Here is a 21140-nt window from a genome sequence, read left to right on the forward strand (position 1 = left end):
ACAGCGGGCCTCAGTGGCCGTGCGCCTCGGGGGTGGGCGTGCCGTGCTTCTTCGTGTACGCCTCGGCCTTGTGCGCGTGACGGTTCGACACGTTGCGGTACGACAGGGTGACCAGGCTCAGGCAGACGAAGACCACGAAGGCCAGGGCGCCGTACCAGAAGGTCGTGGCCTGCACGTTGCCGCCCTCGTGGTGTCCGGCCTGTTCGGCGACCTGGGCGAGAAGTGACACGAAAGTCATCAGTGCTCCGTTCGAAGTGTCTGCGCAGAGCGCATTGTCATTTTAGGCGGTCAGGCGCGGACCTGGCCGCCGCCGCGCCCGAGCCACTTGGTGCTCGTCAGTTCGGCGAGCCCCATGGGGCCGCGGGCATGGAGTTTCTGGGTCGAGATGCCGACCTCGGCGCCGAAGCCGAACTCCCCGCCGTCGGTGAAACGTGTCGAGGCGTTCACCAGCACGACGGCCGAGTCGACCTCGGCGAGGAAGCGATCGGCGGCGCTCTGGTCATCGGTGATGATCGACTCGGTGTGCTGGGTCGAGTAGCGGCGGATGTGGGCGAGGGCCTCGTCGAGGTCGTCGACGACGCGCACGGCGAGGTCGAGGGTTCCGTATTCGCGCGCCCAGTCGTCGTCGTTGGCCGGCACGACGCGCGAGTCGGTCGCGCGAGTGGTCTCGTCGCCGTGCACGGTGACGCCGGCGTCGATCACGGATGCCAAGAGCTCGGGCAGCAGACGGTCGGCCGCGTCGCGGTGCACGAGCACCGTCTCGACGGCGTTGCACACGCTCGGGCGCTGCGTCTTGGCGTTCAGCACGATATCGCGCGCCCAGTCGGCGCGCGCGGAGGCGTCGACGACGATGTGCACGACACCGGCTCCGGTCTCGATCACCGGCACGGTCGACTCGGTCACGACGGTCTCGATGAGACCCGCGCTGCCGCGGGGCACCAGCACGTCGACGAGCCCGCGGGCGTTCATCAGCGCGCGGGCGCCGTCGCGGCCGAAATCGTCGACGCTCTGGATCGCCTCGGGATCGACCCCCTGGGCGCTCAGCGCATCGCGCATGACGCGCACGAGGGTGGCGTTGCTGGCCTGGGCCGCCGAGCCGCCGCGCAAGACGACGGCGTTGCCGGAGCGCAGGGCGAGGGAGGCGATGTCGACCGTGACGTTGGGACGCGCCTCGTAGATCGAACCGACGACGCCGAACGGCACCGCGACCTTCTGCAGCGCGAGGCCGTTGGGCAGGGTGCGGGTGTCGAGCACGCGTCCGACGGGGTCGGGCAGGTCGGCGACGTCGCGCACCGCCGCGGCGAGGGCCGCTACGCGCCCCGCGTCGAGGCGCAGGCGGTCGAGGAGGGCCTCGCCGATGGCATCCGCCCGCCCTCGCTCGAGGTCTTCGGCGTTCGCGGCGACGATCTCGTCGGTCGCGGCCTCGACGGCGTCGGCGACGGCGCGCAGCACCGCGGACTTGCGTACGGAGTCGAGCAGCCCGATCTCGCGCGCGGCGTCTTTCGCCAGACGCAGGCGCTCGTCGACGGAGGCGGCGATCACGGACATGCGCTCAGTGTACCGGCGCGCCCACAGCGCCCACGGGGCCCGTTGCCAGGGTCACCGGGTCGGGGTTGGGGGCGAACCAGGTGCCCACCTGCTCGCCCGCGAGGGCCGAGGCGACGAGGTCGGCGCTGGTGACCAGCACTCCCACGCCGGCGGTGGAGGCGAGCTTGGCCGCGGAGGCCTTGGTGGCCGCTCCCCCGGTGCCCACGCCGTTGACGACGCCCGCGCCGAACTCGAAGTCCGACAGGTCGTCGCCCCAGGCCACGTCGACGATCGGACGCGCGCCCGCTTCGCTCGGCGGACGCGTGAAGAGCGTCTCGATGTCGCTGAGCAGAACCAGGGCGTCGGCGCCGATCAGCTGGGCGACGAGGGCCGCGAGGCGGTCGTTGTCGCCGAAGCGGATCTCGTGCGTCGCGACGGTGTCGTTCTCGTTGACGATCGGGAGGATGCCGAGGCCCAGCAGACGCTCCATGGCCCGACGGGCGTTGGAGCGGTGGGTGGCGTTCTCGAGGTCGCCCGCGGTCAGCAGCACCTGACCGGCGAGGAGCCCGAAGCGATCGAGCGAGGTCTGATAGCGCCACATGAGCACGTTCTGCCCCACCGCCGCGGCGGCCTGCTGCGTGGCGAGGTCGTTCGGACGCCCGCCCAGATCGAGCAGCGGCAGAGCGGTGGCGATGGCACCCGACGACACGAGCACGACCTCGGTCCCCGCCGCATGCGCGCGCGAGAGGGCCTCGACGATCGTGTCGATGCGGTGCGCACCGTCGCCGCTGATCGACGACGAACCGACCTTCACCACGACGCGGGCGGCGCCGGGGATGTCGGCGCGCGTCGACGCGGTCACCGTTGGTCGTCCTCGGTACCGGATGCCGCTTCCTGCAGCTCCGCCGAGTCGCCGTCGGGCGTGATGCCCACGGCACGCGCCGCGCGGCGCTCGGCCTCGAGCTCGGCGCGGGCGTCGGCCTTGGCATCCATGCGCTCGTGGTACTGCTCGCGACGCTCCGACGAGGTGCGACGCGGGTTCTGCACCAGACGCGGGTCGGTGCCGCGGGGAGCGGTCATCAGCTCGGCGGCCGAGGTGAGCGTGGGCTCCCAGTCGAAGACGATGCCGTCTCCGGGGCCGATGACGACGGTCGCACCCGCGACCGCGCCGGCGCGGAACAGTCCGTCTTCGACGCCGAGGCGCGCGAGACGATCGGCGAGGTAGCCGACGGCCTCTTCGTTCTGGAAGTCGGTCTGCTGCACCCACTTGACCGGCTTGTCGCCGAGGATCCGGTACACCGGGCCGTACGTGCCGCCCTCGACCTTGATCTCGAAGTCCTTCTGGGCGCCGCGCGGGCGGATGACGACGCGCTCGGCGGGAGCCTCAGCGATCGTGGCCAGGCGGTGCTGCTCGACGAGCTCGCCCAGGGCGAAGGTCAGTTCGCGCAGGCCCGAGCGACTGACAGTCGAGATCTCGAACACGCGGAAGCCGCGGGCCTCGAGATCGGGGCGCACGAAGTCGGCGAGCTCGTGCGCCTCGGGAACGTCGACCTTGTTGAGGGCGATGATCTGCGGGCGCTCGAGCAGGGGTACCTGGCCCTCGGGCACGGGGTACGCGGCGAGCTCGGCGAGGATGATGTCGAGATCGCTCAGCGGGTCGCGGCCGGGGTCGAGGGTGGCGCAGTCGAGCACGTGCACGAGGGCCGTGCAGCGCTCGACGTGGCGGAGGAACTCCAGCCCGAGGCCCTTGCCCTCGCTCGCGCCCTCGATGAGGCCGGGCACGTCGGCGATCGTGAAGCGCGCGTCGCCGGCCTGCACGACACCGAGGTTGGGATGCAGCGTGGTGAACGGGTAGTCGGCGATCTTGGGCCGCGCCGCCGACACGGCGGCGATGAGGCTCGACTTGCCGGCCGAGGGGAACCCGACCAGGGCCACGTCGGCGACGGTCTTGAGCTCGAGGACGACGTCGCCCTCGTAGCCGGGGGTGCCCAGCAGCGCGAAGCCGGGAGCCTTGCGCTTGGGAGAGGACAGGGCCGCGTTGCCGAGCCCGCCGAGGCCGCCCGGGGCGGCGACGAAACGCATACCCGGGGCGATCATGTCGACGAGCACGTTGCCGTCGACGTCTTTCACGACGGTGCCCAGCGGAACGGGCAGCTCCTGGTCTTCACCGAGGGCGCCCGAGCGGTGATCGCCCATGCCGAATCCGCCGTTGCCTGCGGAGCGGTGCGGCGAGTGGTGGTACGACAGCAGCGTGGTCGTCTGCGGGTCGGCGACGAGAACGACGTCGCCGCCGCTGCCGCCGTTGCCTCCGTCGGGACCGGCCAGCGGCTTGAACTTCTCACGGCGCACCGAGACGCAGCCGTTGCCGCCCTTTCCTGCACGCAGGTGCAGGGTCACGCGGTCGACGAAGGTGACCATGGCGGGTCCTTCCGGGAAGGGTCGGGCGATGCCGACGTGAAAAACGAGAAGAGGGGGCGGGCTGAGCCCACCCCCTCTGGAGCGCCGAAGCGCTGTGGATTACTCCGCTGCAGCGGTGACGATGTTGACGACCTTGCGGCCGCCCTTCGCGCCGAACTGGACCGCACCGGGGGCCAGAGCGAACAGCGTGTCGTCGCCACCACGGCCGACGTTGGCGCCGGGGTGGAAGTGCGTGCCGCGCTGGCGGACGATGATCTCGCCGGCGAGGACGACCTGGCCGCCGAAACGCTTCACGCCGAGGCGCTGTGCGTTGGAATCACGACCGTTACGGGTGGAGCTTGCGCCCTTTTTGTGTGCCATCTCTGCGTCTCCTGGCTCTTACTTGATGCCGGTGATCTTGACGCGCGTGAGGTCCTGTCGGTGGCCCTGGCGCTTCTTGTAGCCGGTCTTGTTCTTGAACTTCTGGATCACGATCTTCGGACCGCGCTCCTCGCCGAGCACCTCGGCCGTGACCGAGACCTTCGCGAGCTTGTCGGCGTCGGTCGTGACCGCGTCGCCGTCGACGAACAGGACGGCGGGCAGCTGGATGCTCTCGCCGATCTTCGCCTTCTGGCGGTCGAGCACGACGATGGTGCCGACCTGGACCTTCTCCTGGCGGCCGCCGGCGCGCACAACTGCGTAAACCACTTCACACCTGTTTCGTTCGGGAGCCGCGGGGCTCCGGTTGTCTGATGACGTCGGGAGGGTCTGATGACCCAAGTCTCGGTGCGATCCGGCCGACGAAAGTCAGCGGGGTCTCGCTCGTACAGAGCGGACGCGACGCACCAAGGGTCGAGTTTAGCTCACCGGAGGGCATCCGGCAAAAGCATCCGCCCGCGTGTCGACCGTAGGATCGCGGGATGGCGATCCTCATCGACGACCCGCAGTGGCCCGCACACGGTCGACTGTGGGCGCACCTGGTCAGCGACAGCGATCTCGCCGAGCTGCACGCCTTCGCCTCCGCCGCCGGCATTCCCCGCCGCGCCTTCGACCTCGACCACTACGACGTGCCCGACGAGCGGCACGCCGACCTCGTCGCCGCGGGCGCGGAGCACGTGGGCGGCAAGGAGCTCGTGCGCCGTCTGCGCGCCTCGGGTCTGCGGATCACGGCACGAGAGCGCCGCCCCGGCGCCTGACGGCCGACTGTCGGCGTTCTGACGGCCCGCCGGGCCCCTCGGCATCCGTCCCCCTCCTCCTGCGCGTGAGGGGCCGCTCGCCCTCGCCCGAGCGATGCTCGGCGACGGAGAGCGACCCCTCACGGGAGAAGCGGGCTCAGGCCTCGGTGGTCGGCTGCGCGTTGACCGGCGTACCGGTCAGCGCTGCCGTGGTCACGCGACGACGCGAGCGTCCCTGACCGGGGGCCTTGGGCTCGGGAAGCGCCTCGAGCACCGACTCCAGCAGGGCGTCCTTCTCGGTGCGGGGAGCCTTGGGCTCGCGCTTCTTGCGCGGACGCTTCTCGCGCGCCGGGGCCGGGGCCTCGGCGGCGGAATCGCTCTTCGCCTCGAGCACGGCTTCGACGGACGCGACGACCGCCGCCTCGACCACGGCGGGATCGTCGAGGGTGGGCTTGACCGTGGATGCCGCGATCTGCGCCAGCGCCGACTTCACGCCCTCGGTGATGGTGTGCGTGCCGCCGGCCGGGGCCGCCGCTGCGCCGGTGTTCTGCGCCGGAGCGTTGCCCCCGCCGTTTCCGTTGTTGCCGTTCGAGGGGCCGTTGCCGCCGCGGCCGCGACGGTTCGACGAACCGCCGTTGGCGTTGCCGCCGCCGTTGGACGACGAGCCCGCGGGACGGTGCTTGACCACGGGGTCGTGGTGCACGACGACGCCACGACCGGCGCAGACCTCGCACGCCTCGCTGAAGGTCTCGAGAAGGCCGAGGCCGAGCTTCTTGCGGGTCATCTGCACCAGACCGAGCGAGGTGACCTCGGCGACCTGGTGCTTCGTGCGGTCACGGCTCAGGCACTCGATGAGGCGGCGCAGCACGAGGTCGCGGTTGGACTCGAGCACCATGTCGATGAAGTCGACGACGATGATGCCGCCGATGTCGCGCAGGCGCAGCTGGCGCACGATCTCTTCGGCCGCTTCGAGGTTGTTCTTGGTGACGGTCTCTTCGAGGTTTCCGCCCGAGCCGACGAACTTGCCGGTGTTGACGTCGACGACCGTCATGGCCTCGGTGCGGTCGATCACGAGCGAGCCGCCCGAGGGCAGCCAGACCTTGCGGTCGAGGGCCTTCTCGATCTGCTCGGTCACGCGGAACGCGTCGAACGGGTCCTGCTCGCCTTCGTACTTCTCGACCCGCTCGAGCAGGTCGGGGGCGACGCCCTGGAGGTACGACGAGATCGTCTGCAGCGCCTCGTCGCCCTGGATGAGCATGCGCGTGAAGTCCTCGTTGAAGACGTCGCGGACGATCTTGACCAGGAGGTCGGGCTCGGAGTGCAGCAGGGCCGGGGCCTGGATGGTCTTGATCTGGCTCGAGACGTGCTCCCACTGCGCGGTGAGGCGCTGGACGTCGAGGGTCAGCTGCTCTTCGGTGGCGCCCTCGGCGGCGGTGCGCACGATCACGCCCGACGACTCGGGGAGCACCTCCTTGAGGATCTTCTTCAGGCGCGCGCGCTCGGTGTCGGGGAGCTTGCGCGAGATGCCGTTCATCGTGCCGTTGGGCACGTAGACCAGGTAGCGGCCGGGCAGCGAGATCTGGCTCGTCAGGCGAGCACCCTTGTGACCCACGGGGTCCTTGGTGACCTGCACGAGCACGCGGTCGCCCGACTTGAGGGCGAGCTCGATGCGACGCGGCTGGTTGTTGGTCTCGACGCCGTCCCAGTCGACCTCGCCGGAGTACAGCACGGCGTTGCGGCCGCGACCGATGTCGACGAACGCGGCCTCCATGCTCGGCAGCACGTTCTGCACGCGGCCCAGGTACACGTTGCCGATGAGCGAGGCGTCCTGGTTGCGCGCGACGTAGTGCTCGACGAGCACGTTGTCTTCGAGGACGGCGATCTGGATGCGACCGGCCTTCGAGCGCACGACCATGACGCGGTCGACGGCCTCGCGGCGGGCGAGGAACTCGGCCTCGGTCACGACGGGGCGACGGCGACCGGCCTCGCGACCGTCGCGGCGACGCTGCTTCTTGGCTTCGAGGCGCGTGGAACCCTTGATGCGCTGCGGCTCGGTGATGACCTCGACCGCGCGCTGGCGCACGGGCGGAGCCGGGGCCTCGACGACCTCGTCGGAACCGGTGCCCACTCCCCCGCGGCGGCGGTTGCGGCGACGCGCGTTGGCGGAGCCGCGCTCAGCGGGGGCGTCGTCGTCGCGGTCGTCGCGGTCCCACGAGTCGTCGCGCACGGGAAGCGGCGGCAGCTCGGGGGCGTAGAAGTGCAGGGCCGTCGAGACGGCGGAGACGAAGTTCTCGGGGAGCAGTCCGAGCGAGACGGCGGTCGGGCGCGCGGGCTTCTCGGGCTCGGCGGGGGCCGTGGGCTCGGGGGCCGCCTGGGGCTCGGAGGTTGCCTCGGGCTCGGGGGCGGATGCCGGCGCCTCGGCCGTCGCGTCGGCCTCGGGTGCCGTGTGCTCGGTTGTGGCAGCCGGAGTCGCCTCGTCGGCCGCTGCCTCGGCGGGGGCCTCGTCGACAGGGGCCTCGGCGGGCACCTCGTCGGAGGGAGCCTCGGCGGGCGCGCTCGCGTCGTCCTCGGACGCCGCGGCGGCCTCGTCGAGCACCGCGGGGGCCTCGGTGTCGGTCGACGCCGCGTCTTCGGCATCCTGAACCGCGGCCTCTTCTTCGTCGACCGCAGGGGCCGCGAGATCGGGGGCAGTCACGTCGGACGCGGACGTGGGGGGCGTGTCGTCGGTGGGGTTCTGATCGTCGGTCACATCAGCCATGCGGAGGTACTCCCTGGCGGGCGACACCGCGCGTCGCCCGACGAAATCTCATGCGGCGCCGCACCCGGCGGGGCCGCGAACTCACTCGGTCTGCAGCCGGCCTGCGGCTCGTGCTGCGAAGGGCGGTCATCGCCCGAAGTCTTCTGGGTGATGTTCCTGCGGCGCGGCCGCGGTCACATCAGCCTTTATTATCGCACGAACCGCCGCGTTCGCCCACGAGAAGCCTTCTGCCGGTCTCGCGGGCGCGTCGCGACGGCCAGGCGCGTTCAAAGCGACTGCATAGCGGGGCAGTGCAAGAATCGCCCCCATGAGCGAAACCGTCACTCCCCGTCGTCCGGTCGTGGTCGCGATCTGGCTGATCTTCGCGGGCGTCGTCGGGTGGTGGGCGGCCTTCTCGCTCACGATGGAACGCTTCGCCCAACTGCAGAACCCCGGCACCGCGGCATCCTGCGACTTCAGCGTGCTCGTGCAGTGCTCGGCCAACCTGCAGTCGGCCCAGGGCAGCGTGTTCGGCTTCCCCAATCCGATCATCGGTCTCGGCGCGTGGATCGCTCCGATCGTGGTCGGCATGGCGCTGCTGGCCGGCGCCCGCTTCGCCCGGTGGTTCTGGGTGCTGTTCTGGCTGGGCTTCGTCTTCGCGATCAGCTTCGTCATCTGGCTGATCTCGCAGAGCCTGTTCGTGCTGGCGACCCTCTGCCCGTGGTGCATGGTGACGTGGTCGGTGGTGATCCCGTCGTTCTTCGTGGTGACGCTGCACGTGCTGCGCGAGGGTGTGATCCCGCGAGAGCGCGTGCGCGAGGTCGCCGACCGCCTCATGGCGTGGGTGCCGCTCATGACGATCGTGGCGTTCGTCGTCGTCGCGGTGATCGCGCAGCTGCGGCTGAACGTGCTCGCCCAGCTCTGACCCCACGGGGTGCACAGGTCCCTGAGCTGGTCGAAGGGACCGAGACCCGTGCAGCACAGGTCCCTGAGCTTGTCGAAGGGACCGGGACCCGTGCGAGGCCGCGCAGCACAGGTCCCTGAGCCTGTCGAAGGGACCGGGACCCACGTGAGCCCGCGCAGCGCAGGTCCCTGAGCCTGTCGAAGGGACCGGGACCCGTGCAGCACAGGTCCCTGAGCTTGTCGAAGGGACCGGGACCCGCGTGAGCCCGCGCAACTGAGGTCCCTGAGCCTGTCGAAGGGACCGGGACCCGTGCGATGCCGCGCAGCGCAGGTCCCTGAGCCTGTCGAAGGGACCGGGACCCGCGTGAGCCCGCGCAGCGCAGGTCCCTGAGCCTGTCGAAGGGACCGGGACCCGCGCGAGGCCGCGCAGCACAGGTCCCTGAGCTTGTCGAAGGGACCGGGACCCGCGTGAGCCCGCGCAACTGAGGTCCCTGAGCCTGTCGAAGGGACCGGGACCCACTGCAGGCCCGGTGGCTTCGACAGGCTCAGCCACCTCTGCCGCGAGCCCGACGCAGGGCCCGGTGGCTTCGACAGGCTCAGCCACCTCTCCCCCGACCGACGCGGGTCCCGGTGGCTTCGACAGGCTCAGCCACCTCTGCCGCGAGCCCGACGCGGGGCCCGGCGGCTTCGACAGGGTCAGCCACCTCTGCCGTGAGCCTGACGCAGGAACCGGTGGCTTCGACAGGCTCAGCCACCTCTCCCCCGACCGACGCGGGGACCGGTGGCTTCGACAGGCTCAGCCACCTCTGCCGCGAGCCCGACACAGGGCCCGGCGGCTTCGACAGGGTCAGCCACTTCTCCCCCGAACGACGAGGGCCGCCACCCCTCGCGGGGCGGCGGCCTTCTCGGCATCCGGGATCAGGAGAACCAGATCGCGAGCTCGCGCTCGGCGGACTCGACACTGTCGGATCCGTGGACGAGGTTCTGCTGCACCTTGAGGCCCCAGTCGCGGCCGAAGTCGCCGCGGATCGTGCCAGGGGCGGCGGTGGTGGGGTCGGTCGTGCCCGCGAGCGAGCGGAAGCCCTCGATGACGCGGTTGCCGGCGAGGCGGATCGCGACGGAGGGTCCCGACATCATGAACTCGAGCAGCGGCTCGTAGAACGGCTTGCCCTCGTGCTCGGCGTAGTGCTGGGCGAGGGTCTCGCGGTCAGGCTCGACGAGGCGGATGTCGACGAGCGCGTAGCCCTTCGCCTCGATGCGGGCCAGGATCGCACCGGTCAGGCCGCGGGCGACGCCGTCGGGCTTGACCAGGACGAGGGTCTCTTCGGTAGCCATGGGTCATTCTCCGTTCGAGAGGTCGGGGTCAGCGGCGAGCCGGGCGTTGCGTCGGTCGAGCGCCGCTCCCTTGATCGTCGCATACGCCCACATGCCGCCGAAAATGACGGCGACCACGGCGAGGGCCGGAACCAGGAAACCGGCGAGCAGCAGCACGACCTGCAGGCCCCACCCGGCGAAGAGCGCCCAGCGGTGACGCAGCAGGCCCGAGACGGCGACCATCGCGATCGCCATGACGACACCGCCGACGATCCCCCACCACGGCTCGATGCCCGCGGGGAGCACCTTGAGGCCGTAGACGACGAGACCGCCGAGGAAGACGATGATCGACTCGAAGCCGAGCACGACGGAGCCGAGCGACTCCTGCGCGCCGCGCTGGCGCCGGGGGCGCGGAGCGCGTGGCTCACGCGGGCTCACGCCTGCCACCCCGACTTCCAGTCCTCGAGCTCCGCCAGGCGCAGGGCTTCTCCGGCGAGCACGACGGATCCGGCGATGACGACGGCCCGGCGGTCGGACTCCGTGGCCCACGCGCGCGCCGCGTCGGCGGCGTCTTCGAGGGTCGGGTGCACGGTGACCGGAAGGTCGGCGGCCTCGGCCACATCGGCGATCACGTCGGGGTCGGTCGCGCGGTCGCTGTCGGGAGCCGTGGCGAACACGCGCGCGACGGCGGGGACGAGGGCCGACATGATGCCGACCGCGTCCTTCCCGTCGAGGATGCCGACCACGGCGCCCCACTCGTCGATGTCGAAGGCCTCGTCGAGGGCGGCGACCAACGCGCGGGCGCCGTGAGGGTTGTGCGCGGCGTCGACCAGCACGGTCGGTGCGGTGCCGACGAGCTGCAGGCGGCCGGGCGAGGTGGCGTTGCCGATGCCGTCGGCCACCACGTCGGCGGCGAGGGGCTGGGTGCCGCCCCCGATGAGCGACTCAACGGCAGCGACGGCGAGGGCCGCGTTGGCGCCCTGGTGCGCGCCGTACATCGGCAGGTAGACCTCGCGGTACGCACCCGCGACCCCGCGGATGTCGAGCTGCTGCCCGCCGACCGCGAGGGTCTGGCCCTCGAGGGCGAAGCCGTCTCCGGCCACCGCGACCGTGGCGCCCTCCTTCTCGGCGCGAGCGCGGATCGCGCGCAGGGCCTCGTCGGGCTGCGCGGCCGAGACGACCGCGGCACCCGGCTTGATGATGCCGGCCTTCACCGTGGCGATCTCGGCGATCGTCGAGCCCAGACGGTCGACGTGATCGATGTCGATCGGGGTGAAGACCGCGACGTCGCCGTCGGCGGTGTTCGTGGAGTCCCACTCCCCGCCCATGCCGACCTCGAGCACGAGCACGTCGATCGGCGCGTCGGCCGCGACGACGAACGCGAGCACCGTGAGCAGCTCGAAGAACGTCAGCGGGGCGTCTCCGGCGGCTTCGAGCTCGCCGTCGACCATGCCGACGAACGGCTGGATCTCGTCCCACGCATCGGCGATCGCGGCGTCGGCCACGGGCTCTCCGTCGATGAGGATCCGCTCGGTGAAGCGCTCGAGGTGCGGGCTGGTGAACAGGCCCGTGCGAAGCCCCATCGCACGCAGCAGGCTCTCGATCATGCGGCTGGTCGAGGTCTTGCCGTTCGTGCCCGTCACGTGGATGACGCGGTACGTCCGCTGCGGGTCGGCCAACAGTTCGAGCACGCGGCGCGTGCGCTCGACGCGCGGCTGCACCCACTGCTCGCCCTGGCGTTCGAGCAGCGCCGAGTAGACGGCATCCGCCCTGGTGCGATCGCTCATGCGGGGGCTCCGATCCGCGCGACGGCCACCGTGACGGCGCCGACGTTCGCGTAGGTCTTGGCGTCGATGACTGTCTCGTACTCGGCCGGCGCGAGTTCGCCGCGCTCGATCAGGCGACCCTCGGGACCGGCGAGCACGACGGCTTCGGCGAGGGTCTCGGATGCCACGCCCGCGACGTCGAACGCCTGGGCCACGGCCTGCGCGTCGGTGTCTTCGACGAAGGTGAGCGAGAGGAAGATGCGGTCGCTCACGTCGAAGCCGGCGGCCTTGCGGGTGTCCTGGATGCCGCGGATCATGTCGCGGGCCAGTCCCTCGGCCTCGAGCTCGGGAGTGGTCACGGTGTCGAGCAGCACGAAACCGCCGCGCGCGAGCACGGCCAACGCCTCGCCCTCGGGGCGACCCGCCGTCTCGACCACCAGGTCGTACTCGGTGGGCTCGAGGGCGATGCCGCCCGCGACGACCCGTCCGTCGACCTCGCTCCAGTCGCCCTCGCGGGCGGCCTTGATCGCCTGCTGCACCTGCTTGCCCAGGCGGGGTCCGGCGGCGCGTGCGTTGACCGACAGGCGGTGCGTGATGCCGTACTCGGCGGCCGTCCCGTCTTGCAGGGCGACCTGCTCGACGCTCTTCACGTTGAGCTCCTCGCGGAGGATGTCGTCGAACTGGGCCAGGCCCGCGGCATCCGGAGTCACCACCGTCAGACGCGGCAGCGGCAGGCGCACACGCTTGCCTTCGCGCTTGCGCAGCGCGTTGGCGACGCTCGAGACCTCGCGCACGGTGTCCATCGCGGTGCGGATGTCTTCGGCGGCGGGGAACGCCGCGGCGTCGGGCCAGTCGGTCAGGTGGACGCTGCGCCCGCCCGTCAGGCCCTGCCACACGCGCTCGGTGACCAGCGGCAGCAGGGGGGCCGCGACGCGGGTCAGCGTCTCGAGCACGGTGTAGAGCGTGTCGAAGGCTTCGCGACTGCGCGGGTCGTCGGTCACGCCCACCCAGAAGCGGTCGCGCGAGCGGCGGATGTACCAGTTGGTCAGCACCTCGGCGAAGTCGCGCAGGCGCTCGGCGGCCGTCGTGGAGTCGAGACCCTCGAGGTCGGCGGCGACGTTCGTCACCAGGTCGCCGGTGAGCGCCAGGATGTAGCGGTCGAGCACGTCGGTGGAGTCGGTGCGCCACTCGGCGTCGTATCCGCCGGTCGCTGCCGGTACCCCCGCGGCCCCGGGGCCGGAGGCTTCGACAGGCTCAGCCATCGGCGCCGCCGAAGCATTGGCGTACGTCGCGAAGAAGTACCACGCGTTCCACAGCGGCAGCAGGAACTCGCGCACGCCCGAACGGATGCCCTCCTCGGTCACGACGAGATTGCCCCCGCGCAGCACGCTCGACGACATGAGGAACCACCGCATGGCATCCGACCCGTCGCGATCGAACACCTCGCGCACGTCGGGGTAGTTGCGCAGCGACTTCGACATCTTCTGCCCGTCGTTGCCCAGAACGATGCCGTGGCACGACACCCCGGTGAACGCCGGGCGGTCGAACAGCGCGGTCGAGAGCACGTGCATCACGTAGAACCAGCCGCGCGTCTGCCCGATGTACTCGACGATGAAGTCGGCGGGGGCGTGCTCGTCGAACCACTCGTGGTTCTCGAACGGGTAGTGCACCTGCGCGAACGGCATCGAGCCCGAGTCGAACCACACGTCGAGCACGTCTTCGATGCGGCGCATCGTCGACTTCCCCGTCGGGTCGTCGGGGTTCGGACGCGTGAGGTCGTCGATGTACGGGCGGTGCAGGTCGACCTCGCCGTCGGCGTTCACCGGAAGGCGGCCGAAGTCGGCCTCCATGTCGGCGAGCGAGCCGTAGACGTCGACGCGCGGGTAGTTCGGGTCGTCGCTCTTCCACACCGGGATCGGCGAGCCCCAGTAGCGGTTGCGGCTGATCGACCAGTCGCGCGCGCCCTCGAGCCACTTGCCGAACTGGCCCTCCTTGACGTTCTCGGGCACCCAGGTGATCTGCTGGTTGTTCGCCAGCAGGTCGTCCTTGATGTCGGTCACGCGCACGAACCAGCTCGACACGGCCTTGTAGATCAGGGGGTTCCGGCAGCGCCAGCAGTGCGGGTACGAGTGCTCGTACGAGGCTTCGCGCAGCAGGCGCCCGTCCTGCTTGAGCAGGCGGATCAGAGGGCGGTTGGCCTCCATCCACAGCTCGCCGGCGACGTCGGCGACGGCGGGCAGGAAGCGGCCGCTGTCGTCGAGCGAGATGATCGTCGGCAGGCCCGCGGCATCCGCCAACCGCTTGTCGTCCTCACCATAGGCCGGAGCCTGGTGCACGATGCCCGTGCCGTCGCTGACGGTGACGTAGTCGTCGACGAGGATCTTCCAGGCGTCCTGCGTGCCCCAGACGGAGGCGTCGGCGTAGTAGTCGAAGAGGCGGTCGTACGACACACCTTCGAGCTCGGAGCCCAGGATCGTGGACTGCACGGCCTCGCGGGCGGCATCCGCGCTCTCGTATCCGAGGTCCTTGGCGTAGCCCGGAAGCAGGTCTTCGGCCAGCAGGTAGCGGTGGGCGACGGCCTCGAACGCCTCGTCGGGCGTGCCGTCGGGAGCGCGGTGCACGTCGGCGGCACCGTTCGGCCCGCCCTCGATCACGGCGTAGCGGATGCCGGGACCCACGGCCAGCGCGAGGTTCGTCGGGAGCGTCCACGGCGTCGTCGTCCACGCGAGAGCACGCACGCCGGTGAGACCCAGCGCCTCGGCCTTGGCCCCGACGAGCGGGAAGGTCACGGTGACCGAGGGGTCCTGACGCATCTTGTAGACGTCGTCGTCCATGCGCAGCTCGTGCGTCGACAGGGGCGTCTCGTCGCGCCAGCAGTACGGCAGCACGCGATAGCCCTCGTAGGCGAGACCCTTGTCGTGGAGCGTCTTGAACGCCCACAGCACGCTCTCCATGTAGGTGGTGTCAAGCGTCTTGTAGCCGCGCTCGAAGTCGACCCAGCGGGCCTGACGCGTGACGTAGTCCTGCCAGTCGCGCGTGTACTCGAGCACCGACTCGCGGGCCTTGGCGTTGAAGGTCGCCACGCCCATCGCCTCGATCTCGTCCTTCTCGGTGATGCCGAGCTGCTTCATCGCCTCGAGCTCGGCGGGAAGACCGTGCGTGTCCCACCCGAAGACGCGGTCGACCTTCTTGCCGCGCATCGTCTGGAAGCGCGGGAAGACGTCCTTCGCGTAGCCGGTGAGCAGGTGGCCGTAGTGCGGAAGGCCGTTGGCGAAGGGCGGGCCGTCGTAGAAGACCCACTCCTCGGCGCCCTCGCGGTTGGCGATCGAGGCACGGAAGGTGTCGTCGTGCGCCCAGAAGTCGAGCGTGTCGTTCTCGATCGACGGGAAGCGGGGGCTCGGAACGACGGATGCCGTGGCGGCGACGCTCTGCGCGTCAGCGGCCGGGCCGAAGGATGAGGGGCGTGGGTAGGTCATGTCTCTCCGCAGGTTGGGATCCACCTGCGGGGACGATCCGTGCGGACCGCGGTACCACCCCGCGTTGCGCCGCCCCCGTTCGGGACCGGTGCCACTCTCACTGCGGCTGTGACGGGCCTGCCCCGCGCGGTTCTACTGATCCGGTCCCTGAGCGAGTCGAAGGGCCGGACGTTCTTCCGCGTGCTCCCCGGTGATGGCCGGATCGGTGCGTGTGGATCCAGTCTACGCGAGCCGGGCGCGGCGCGCTGCGGGGTGTGCGCGGCGGTCGAGCGTCCAAGAAACCCGGACGCGGGGGCGGTCTCGTCCGGGTGTTGTGGACGCTCAACGGAAGGTGCGGGGCCGGACACGACCCCCGCCTCACGCGCCGGCCGAGCCCAGACCCGCCGCGGCCAGCAGCTCTCGGGTGAACGGATGCCGCGGAGCCGCGAAGACGCACGACACGGTGCCCGAGTCGACGACGCGCCCGTCCTTCATCACGATCACGTCATCGGCGATGCCGGCCACCACGTCGAGGTCGTGCGTGACGAACACCATCGCGAGGTCGCGCTCGGCCTGCAGGGCGCGGAGGCGGTCGAGGATCCGCGCGCGCACCGACGCGTCGAGCGCCGACACCGGCTCGTCGAGCACGAGGAGGTCGGGCGTCACGGCGAGGGCGCGGGCGATCGCGACGCGTTGGCGCTGCCCGCCCGACAGCTGCGCGGGCCGGTGCCGGACGAACGCGGGAGACAGGCCCACCTCTTCGAGCAGCGCGGCGACGGCGGAGCGACGTTCGGAACGCGCGACTCCCCCGGCGGCCACGGCCTCGGTGAGCGTGCGGCCGACCGTCCAGCGGGGGTCGAGGGCGCCCCACGGGTTCTGCTGCACGAGCTGCACGCGGGTCCGCGCGGCGCCGCGGGCGACCCGCGACGACCAGGGGCGGCCCGCGAACGTCATGGTCCCGGCATCCGGATCCGACACCCCGACGATCAGGCGCGCGAGGGTCGTCTTGCCCGAGCCCGACTCCCCCACGACGGCGAGTGTGCGGCCGCGGCGCAACTCGATCGACACGTCGTCGACCGCCTTACGGTCGCCGAAGCGCTTGGTCAGGGCGTCGGCGGTGAAGATGGGGGCGTCGGTGCGCGGTGCCCGGCGGAGGGGCTCGTGCGACACCGCCTCGACTAGCGCGCGCGTATGAGGATCACGGGGAGAGGCGAGCAACTCGGCGGTCCGTCCGGTCTCGACGATGCGCCCCTCGTGCATCACGACGACGCGGTCCGCCACGCGGGCGACCGCCCCGAGGTCGTGACTGATGAAGACCACGGCCACGCCGTCGTCGGCGATGCGGCGCAACAGATCGAGCACGCGCGCCTGCACGGTGGCATCCAACGCCGTCGTCGGCTCGTCGGCGACCAGTACGGCGGGATTCGCGGCGAGCGCGGAGGCGATCAGCGCGCGCTGCCGCAGACCTCCCGACAGCTCGTGGGGGTACTGACGTGCCCGCGTCTCGGGCTCGGGGAGCGACACCCGCCCGAGGCTCTCGCGCACGCGCGCGGCCAACGCCGTTCCCCGCACGTCGGGCTCGTGGATGCGGACGGGCTCGGCCACCTCGGCACCGATGCGGCGCAGCGGGTCGAGTGAGACGAGGGCGTCCTGCGACACAAGGGCGATCCGGTCGCCGCGCAGCCCGCGCCACTGCCGCTCGCCGAACGATCGGGCGTCGACGCCGTCGACCTCGAGCTCGTCGGTGCGAGCCGTGAGGCCCGCGGGCAGGAGGCCGAGCAGGGCGCGGGCGCTCACCGACTTGCCGGTGCCCGACTCCCCCACGATCGCGACGCATTCGCCCGGGGCGACGTCGAGTTCGAGCCCGCGCACGATCGCGCCGGTCGATCCGTCGATGCGGAGTCCACGCACCCGCAGCCCGCTCATGCGTCGCGCTCCTCGGCGCGGGCGCGCAGGACGCGGCCGATCACGCTGACGCTCACGACGGTCGCGGTGATCGCGAGCCCGGGGAAGACGGCTACCCACGGCGCCTGCAGCAGCAGGTTGCGGCCGGCGGAGAGCATGAGGCCCCATTCGGCGGTGGGTTCGGTGGGGCCGAGCCCGAGGAAGCTCAGCCCGGCGGCGGCGAGGATGGAGGTACCGATGCCGATCGTGGCCAGCACGCTCACCGCGCCCAGCACGCCGGGCAGTACGTGCCGCACGTGCACGACGGCGGTCGGAACCCCGATGATCCGTGCGGCCTCGACGTGTTCGGCGGCGGCGAGGGTGCGCGTCTGCGCCCGCGCCAGGCGGATGTACACGGGCACCGCGGCGATGGTCACGGCGACCGCGACGTTGACCGGGCCGGGACCGAGCACCGCGACGACCAGCAGGGCGACGAGGAACTCCGGAAACGCGAGCAGCACGTCGACGATGCGCATGGCCGCGGCATCCGCCCATCGCGGCGCGACGGCCGAGAGCGAACCGGCGATCACCCCGACGACCAGGGCGAGGCCGGTGGCGAGCAGGCCGATGCCGACCGAGCGTCCGGCCCCGTAGATCACGCGCGAGTACACGTCGCGTCCGCTCTGGTCGGTGCCGAACCAGTGCGCGGCGCTGGGCGGCTGCAGGGTAGCGCGCACGTCGGTCAGCAGCGGGTCGTGGGTCGCGAGCAGCCCGGGGGCGACGGCGGCCAGGGCGATGAGGGCGAGCACGGCGCCGGCGATCCACAGCGCGGCGGCCTGACCGCGGAGGGTGCGCTGCCGCAGCGTGACGGGGGCGCTCACGACGGCACCGCCGCTCGGGCGGCCACCGCCGGCGCGGCGGTGCGCAGGCGCGGGTCGATCAGGGGCACGACGAGGTCGACGACGGTGTTCACGACGACGAAGACGAGGGCGCTCAGCAGGATCACGCCCGTGATCACCGGCAGGTCGCGGTCGGTGATCGCCGTCAGCGTCACGCGGCCGATGCCGGGTCGGGCGAACACGGTCTCGACCAGCACCGCGCCGCCGAGCAGCGACCCGACGAGATAGGCCGCGAGCGTCACTCCCCCGACGCTCGCGTGGCGCAGCGTGTGGTGCACGCTCTCGCGCAGGGGCGTCGCCCCGCGCGCGCGGACGGTGGTGAGGAACGGCTCGCGCTCGGCCGCTTCGACGCCGTCGCGCAGCACCTGCGACAGCAGCGCCGCGATCGGCAGGGCCAGGGTCACCGCGGGCAGCACGATCGCGGCGGCATCCCGCGCCCCCGACACTGGGAACCACCCGAGCTGGAACGAGAAGACGCTCAGCAGCAGCAGCCCCGTCCAGAACACCGGCGACGACAGCACGACGAGTTCGATCCCGGATGCCACGGCCCGACCGGTCCGCCCGCGCACGAGCAGCGACGAGGCGAGGGCCAGCACCACGGCGATCACCAGCGCGAGCGCGGAGAGCTGCAGAGTCGGGGCGAGCTGGCGCCCGATGACCTCGACGACCGGTTGGCGCAGCTGGTACGACTCACCGAGGTCGCCGCGCACGAGCCTGCCGAGGAAGGTCGCGTACTGCTCGAGCACGGGTCGGTCGAGACCCAGGTCGCTGCGGATGCCGGCCTTGACCGCCTCGCTCACCTGCGCCTGCGGTCCGAGCAGCACGTCGACCGGGTCGCCCGGGATGATCCGGAACGCCATGAACGCCAGCGTCGCCGCTCCCCAGAGCACCAGGACGACGGATGCCACGATCCCGCCGAGGCGCGTCAGCAGTACGTGCGAGCGAGAGCGTGGCATCCGAATAGTGTGTCTGAGACCCGACGGCTCAGCCGACCGTAGCGGTCGCGAAGAGCGGACGGCCGTACAGGTCGAACGTCAGACCCGAGACCTTCGGGGTCACGGCGCTGATCAGGGCCGGGCTGTACAGCGGCACGATGGTGGCCTGGTCGGCGTTCCATTGCTGCACCTGGGCGTAGATCGCATTGCGGGCGGCGGGGTCGGTCGTCGAGGCGCCCTGCTCGAGCAGCGCGTCGAGGGCGGGGTCGCTCACCTGAGAGGCGTTCTGGAACCCGTCGGTGGCGAGGTGGCTGCGCAGCAGGTCGGCGTCGACGCCCGAGAAGCCCCAGTCGGTGACGTCGTAGGTCTTGGGGCCGTACTGCTCGTTGTAGGCACCCGGCTCGAGCACCTCGCGCTGCAGGTCGAAGCCCACGGCCTTCAGGTCGCTCTGCACGGCGTTGGCGAGTGCGGCGCGGTCGTCGGGAACCGGGGTCCAGGCAATCCACCGGGCGGTGAGACGCTGACCGTCTTTGGTCCGGATGCCGTCGGCATCCCGACCCGTCCATCCGGCCTCGTCGAGAAGGGCGTTGGCCTGAGCCTGGTCGAAGGGCCAGGAGTTCTCGAGGCTCGCGTCGTAGCCGGGGGTCGTCGCGCCGAGGACGCTCCAGGCGCGGGGGTACTGACCGAAGAAGATCTCGTTCACCGCGGTGTCGACGTCGATCGCGCGGGTGAACGCCTGACGCACCTTCTGGTCGGCGAAGACGCCGTACTTCTCGTTGAGGAACAGCGAGTACGGCAGGCCCGGGTAGGCGATCGACTTCACGGTGTCGTCGGCGGGAACCTGCTGCACGAGGTTCGGCGGCAGGTTGGTCACCACGTCGGCCTGTCCGCTCGAGAGCGCACCGACGCGCACCGACGCCTCGGGGAGGATGTCGACGCGCAGCGTCTTGAAGCTCGGCTTGCCACCGCCGTCGGGACCCCACGTGTAGTCGTCGTTGCGGGTGTACACGATGTCCTGGTCGGGCGTGTATTCGGTGAGCTCGAACGGGCCGGTGCCGACGGTCACGTCGGGACCGCCGGCCTTCAGCTGGTCGGCCTTGGTCTCGAGCACCTTGGGCGAGTAAAAGCCGAGCAGGGCGGTGCTGGCGGCCTGCAGGAACGGAGCGTAGGGCTGCGTGAAGCGCACCCGCACGGTGTGCTCGTCGACGACATCGGTGCCCGCGTACAGGTCACCGCCGAGCATGCTGGCCGCCTGCGCCGAAGCGGTGTCGGGGTTCACGATGCGGTCGAAGTTCGCCTTGACCGCGGCCGCGTCGAAAGGGGTGCCGTCGTGGAAGGTCACGTCGGTGCGCAGGCGGAAGAGGTAGCTCGCGCCGCCGTCCTCGACGTCCCACGACTCGGCGAGCCACGGCGAGAACGTACCGTCGGCCTCCTGGAACACGAGCGAGTCGAGCACCGCGCGCTGCACCATCGCCGACACGTCGAGCTGGCTGGTCTGCGGATCCATGTGCCCGGCCGAGAGGTTCGCTCCCTCGATCGCCCAGACGACCTCGCCGTCGCCCTGCGCGGCAGGGTCCGACCCGGCGCAGGCCGAGAGCGAGAGGGCGGCGACGGCCGCGACGGCGACAGCCGACAGCACGCGGCGCGAAAGCGAAGAAGGCATGGAGAAACCTCGGAATCTCTGGTGGGAAGGCTTTCAGCTTACCGGGGTTCCTGGACCGAGTGCGGAAAGTCCGCGGCGCCGCGCGCGCTCACAGCGAACGCGGGCGGGTGCCCCGCCGCAGAAAGTCAGCGATTCGCACAACCTCAGTCGGCATGCGCCCCTCGGGGCCGAGGATGTGCGAATCGCTGAGTTTGCGAAAGCAGCACCGCATCCACGGGCTTTCACAAGCTCAGCGATTCGCAGAACTTCCGTCGGCATCCGCCCCGGCGGGCCGAGGACGTGCGAATCGCTGAGTTTGCGAGAGCGGCACCGTGTACCCACAGGAACTCACCACCTCAGTGGTACGCCCAGTCTCCGTCGGCATCCGTCTTTCGGCACCGAGGTCGCGCGGATCGGCGACTCCGTGCGGATTGCTGAGCTGCGCGGCCGGCGTCTCGCTCGTAACCCGCCTCACCTCCGAGATTCGCAGAACCTCCGTCGGCATC

Annotated in this window: 17 protein-coding genes; 2 read left to right on the top strand and 15 right to left on the bottom strand. The window is 71.2% G+C overall.

Annotated elements, in window-relative coordinates; genetic code table 11:
• Positions 1-10: 10 nt before the first annotated feature.
• From RWH43_RS07620 to rplU, 6 genes are all read right to left on the bottom strand, one after another.
• Positions 11-238 carry a hypothetical protein gene (locus RWH43_RS07620; protein ID WP_144833739.1) on the bottom strand — a complete coding sequence of 76 codons (228 nt, stop codon included), beginning with the start codon at positions 236-238 and terminating at the stop codon, positions 11-13.
• 50 nt (positions 239-288) lie between these two features.
• On the bottom strand, positions 289-1548 hold the full coding sequence (locus RWH43_RS07625) for a glutamate-5-semialdehyde dehydrogenase (protein WP_316001151.1): 1260 nt from the start codon (positions 1546-1548) through the stop codon (positions 289-291).
• A gap of 4 nt (positions 1549-1552) precedes the next feature.
• A complete protein-coding gene (gene proB, locus RWH43_RS07630) occupies positions 1553-2389 on the bottom strand; it encodes a glutamate 5-kinase (protein ID WP_144833743.1) in 837 nt (278 codons plus the stop codon).
• Positions 2386-3945 (bottom strand): GTPase ObgE, encoded by a 1560-nt coding sequence (gene obgE / locus RWH43_RS07635; protein WP_144833745.1) that lies wholly within the window; start codon positions 3943-3945, stop codon positions 2386-2388. Before obgE ends, proB begins: the two co-directional genes overlap by 4 nt.
• Positions 3946-4044: 99 nt before the next feature.
• Positions 4045-4305 (bottom strand): 50S ribosomal protein L27, encoded by a 261-nt coding sequence (rpmA, locus tag RWH43_RS07640; protein ID WP_055836932.1) that lies wholly within the window; start codon positions 4303-4305, stop codon positions 4045-4047.
• An 18-nt stretch (positions 4306-4323) separates the two neighbouring features.
• On the bottom strand, positions 4324-4632 hold the full coding sequence (rplU, locus tag RWH43_RS07645) for a 50S ribosomal protein L21 (RefSeq protein ID WP_138172328.1): 309 nt from the start codon (positions 4630-4632) through the stop codon (positions 4324-4326).
• 212 nt (positions 4633-4844) lie between these two features.
• Here rplU and RWH43_RS07650 point away from each other — a divergent pair, with 212 nt between their 5' ends.
• The gene (locus RWH43_RS07650; RefSeq protein WP_144833747.1) at positions 4845-5120 is read left to right on the top strand and encodes a DUF4031 domain-containing protein; all 276 of its coding nucleotides are present in this window, start codon (positions 4845-4847) and stop codon (positions 5118-5120) included.
• Between the two features lie 136 nt (positions 5121-5256).
• Here RWH43_RS07650 and RWH43_RS07655 read toward each other — a convergent pair whose 3' ends face one another.
• Positions 5257-7857, bottom strand: a complete 2601-nt coding sequence (locus RWH43_RS07655; protein WP_316001152.1) for an Rne/Rng family ribonuclease — start codon at positions 7855-7857, stop codon at positions 5257-5259.
• 307 nt (positions 7858-8164) lie between these two features.
• On the opposite strand from RWH43_RS07655, the gene RWH43_RS07660 reads away from it, so the two are divergent.
• Positions 8165-8761, top strand: a complete 597-nt coding sequence (locus RWH43_RS07660; protein ID WP_144833751.1) for a vitamin K epoxide reductase family protein — start codon at positions 8165-8167, stop codon at positions 8759-8761.
• 896 nt (positions 8762-9657) lie between these two features.
• On the opposite strand, the gene ndk is transcribed toward RWH43_RS07660, so the two are convergent.
• The 8 genes from ndk to RWH43_RS07700 form a co-directional block, all read right to left on the bottom strand.
• Complete coding sequence (ndk, locus tag RWH43_RS07665) at positions 9658-10074, bottom strand: nucleoside-diphosphate kinase (protein ID WP_144785245.1); 417 nt, start codon at positions 10072-10074, stop codon at positions 9658-9660.
• Between the two features lie 3 nt (positions 10075-10077).
• A complete protein-coding gene (locus tag RWH43_RS07670) occupies positions 10078-10491 on the bottom strand; it encodes a DUF4233 domain-containing protein (protein WP_396652429.1) in 414 nt (137 codons plus the stop codon).
• The gene (locus tag RWH43_RS07675) at positions 10488-11840 is read right to left on the bottom strand and encodes a bifunctional folylpolyglutamate synthase/dihydrofolate synthase (RefSeq protein ID WP_316001153.1); all 1353 of its coding nucleotides are present in this window, start codon (positions 11838-11840) and stop codon (positions 10488-10490) included. Before RWH43_RS07675 ends, RWH43_RS07670 begins: the two co-directional genes overlap by 4 nt.
• A complete protein-coding gene (gene ileS / locus RWH43_RS07680) occupies positions 11837-15295 on the bottom strand; it encodes an isoleucine--tRNA ligase (RefSeq protein WP_316001154.1) in 3459 nt (1152 codons plus the stop codon). The genes RWH43_RS07675 and ileS overlap by 4 nt, the downstream gene beginning before the upstream one ends.
• Before the next feature lie 357 nt (positions 15296-15652).
• The gene (locus tag RWH43_RS07685) at positions 15653-17200 is read right to left on the bottom strand and encodes a dipeptide ABC transporter ATP-binding protein (RefSeq protein ID WP_316001155.1); all 1548 of its coding nucleotides are present in this window, start codon (positions 17198-17200) and stop codon (positions 15653-15655) included.
• Positions 17197-18039: an ABC transporter permease gene (locus RWH43_RS07690; protein ID WP_316001156.1), complete on the bottom strand. Its 843-nt coding sequence runs from the start codon at positions 18037-18039 to the stop codon at positions 17197-17199. The genes RWH43_RS07685 and RWH43_RS07690 overlap by 4 nt, the downstream gene beginning before the upstream one ends.
• Positions 18036-19013 (bottom strand): ABC transporter permease, encoded by a 978-nt coding sequence (locus tag RWH43_RS07695; RefSeq protein ID WP_154096560.1) that lies wholly within the window; start codon positions 19011-19013, stop codon positions 18036-18038. Before RWH43_RS07695 ends, RWH43_RS07690 begins: the two co-directional genes overlap by 4 nt.
• Positions 19014-19041: 28 nt before the next feature.
• The gene (locus tag RWH43_RS07700; RefSeq protein WP_144835393.1) at positions 19042-20655 is read right to left on the bottom strand and encodes an ABC transporter substrate-binding protein; all 1614 of its coding nucleotides are present in this window, start codon (positions 20653-20655) and stop codon (positions 19042-19044) included.
• Positions 20656-21140: the final 485 nt, after the last annotated feature.

It is taken from the genome of Microbacterium algihabitans, assembly GCF_032464975.1.
Classification (GTDB): domain Bacteria; phylum Actinomycetota; class Actinomycetes; order Actinomycetales; family Microbacteriaceae; genus Microbacterium; species Microbacterium algihabitans.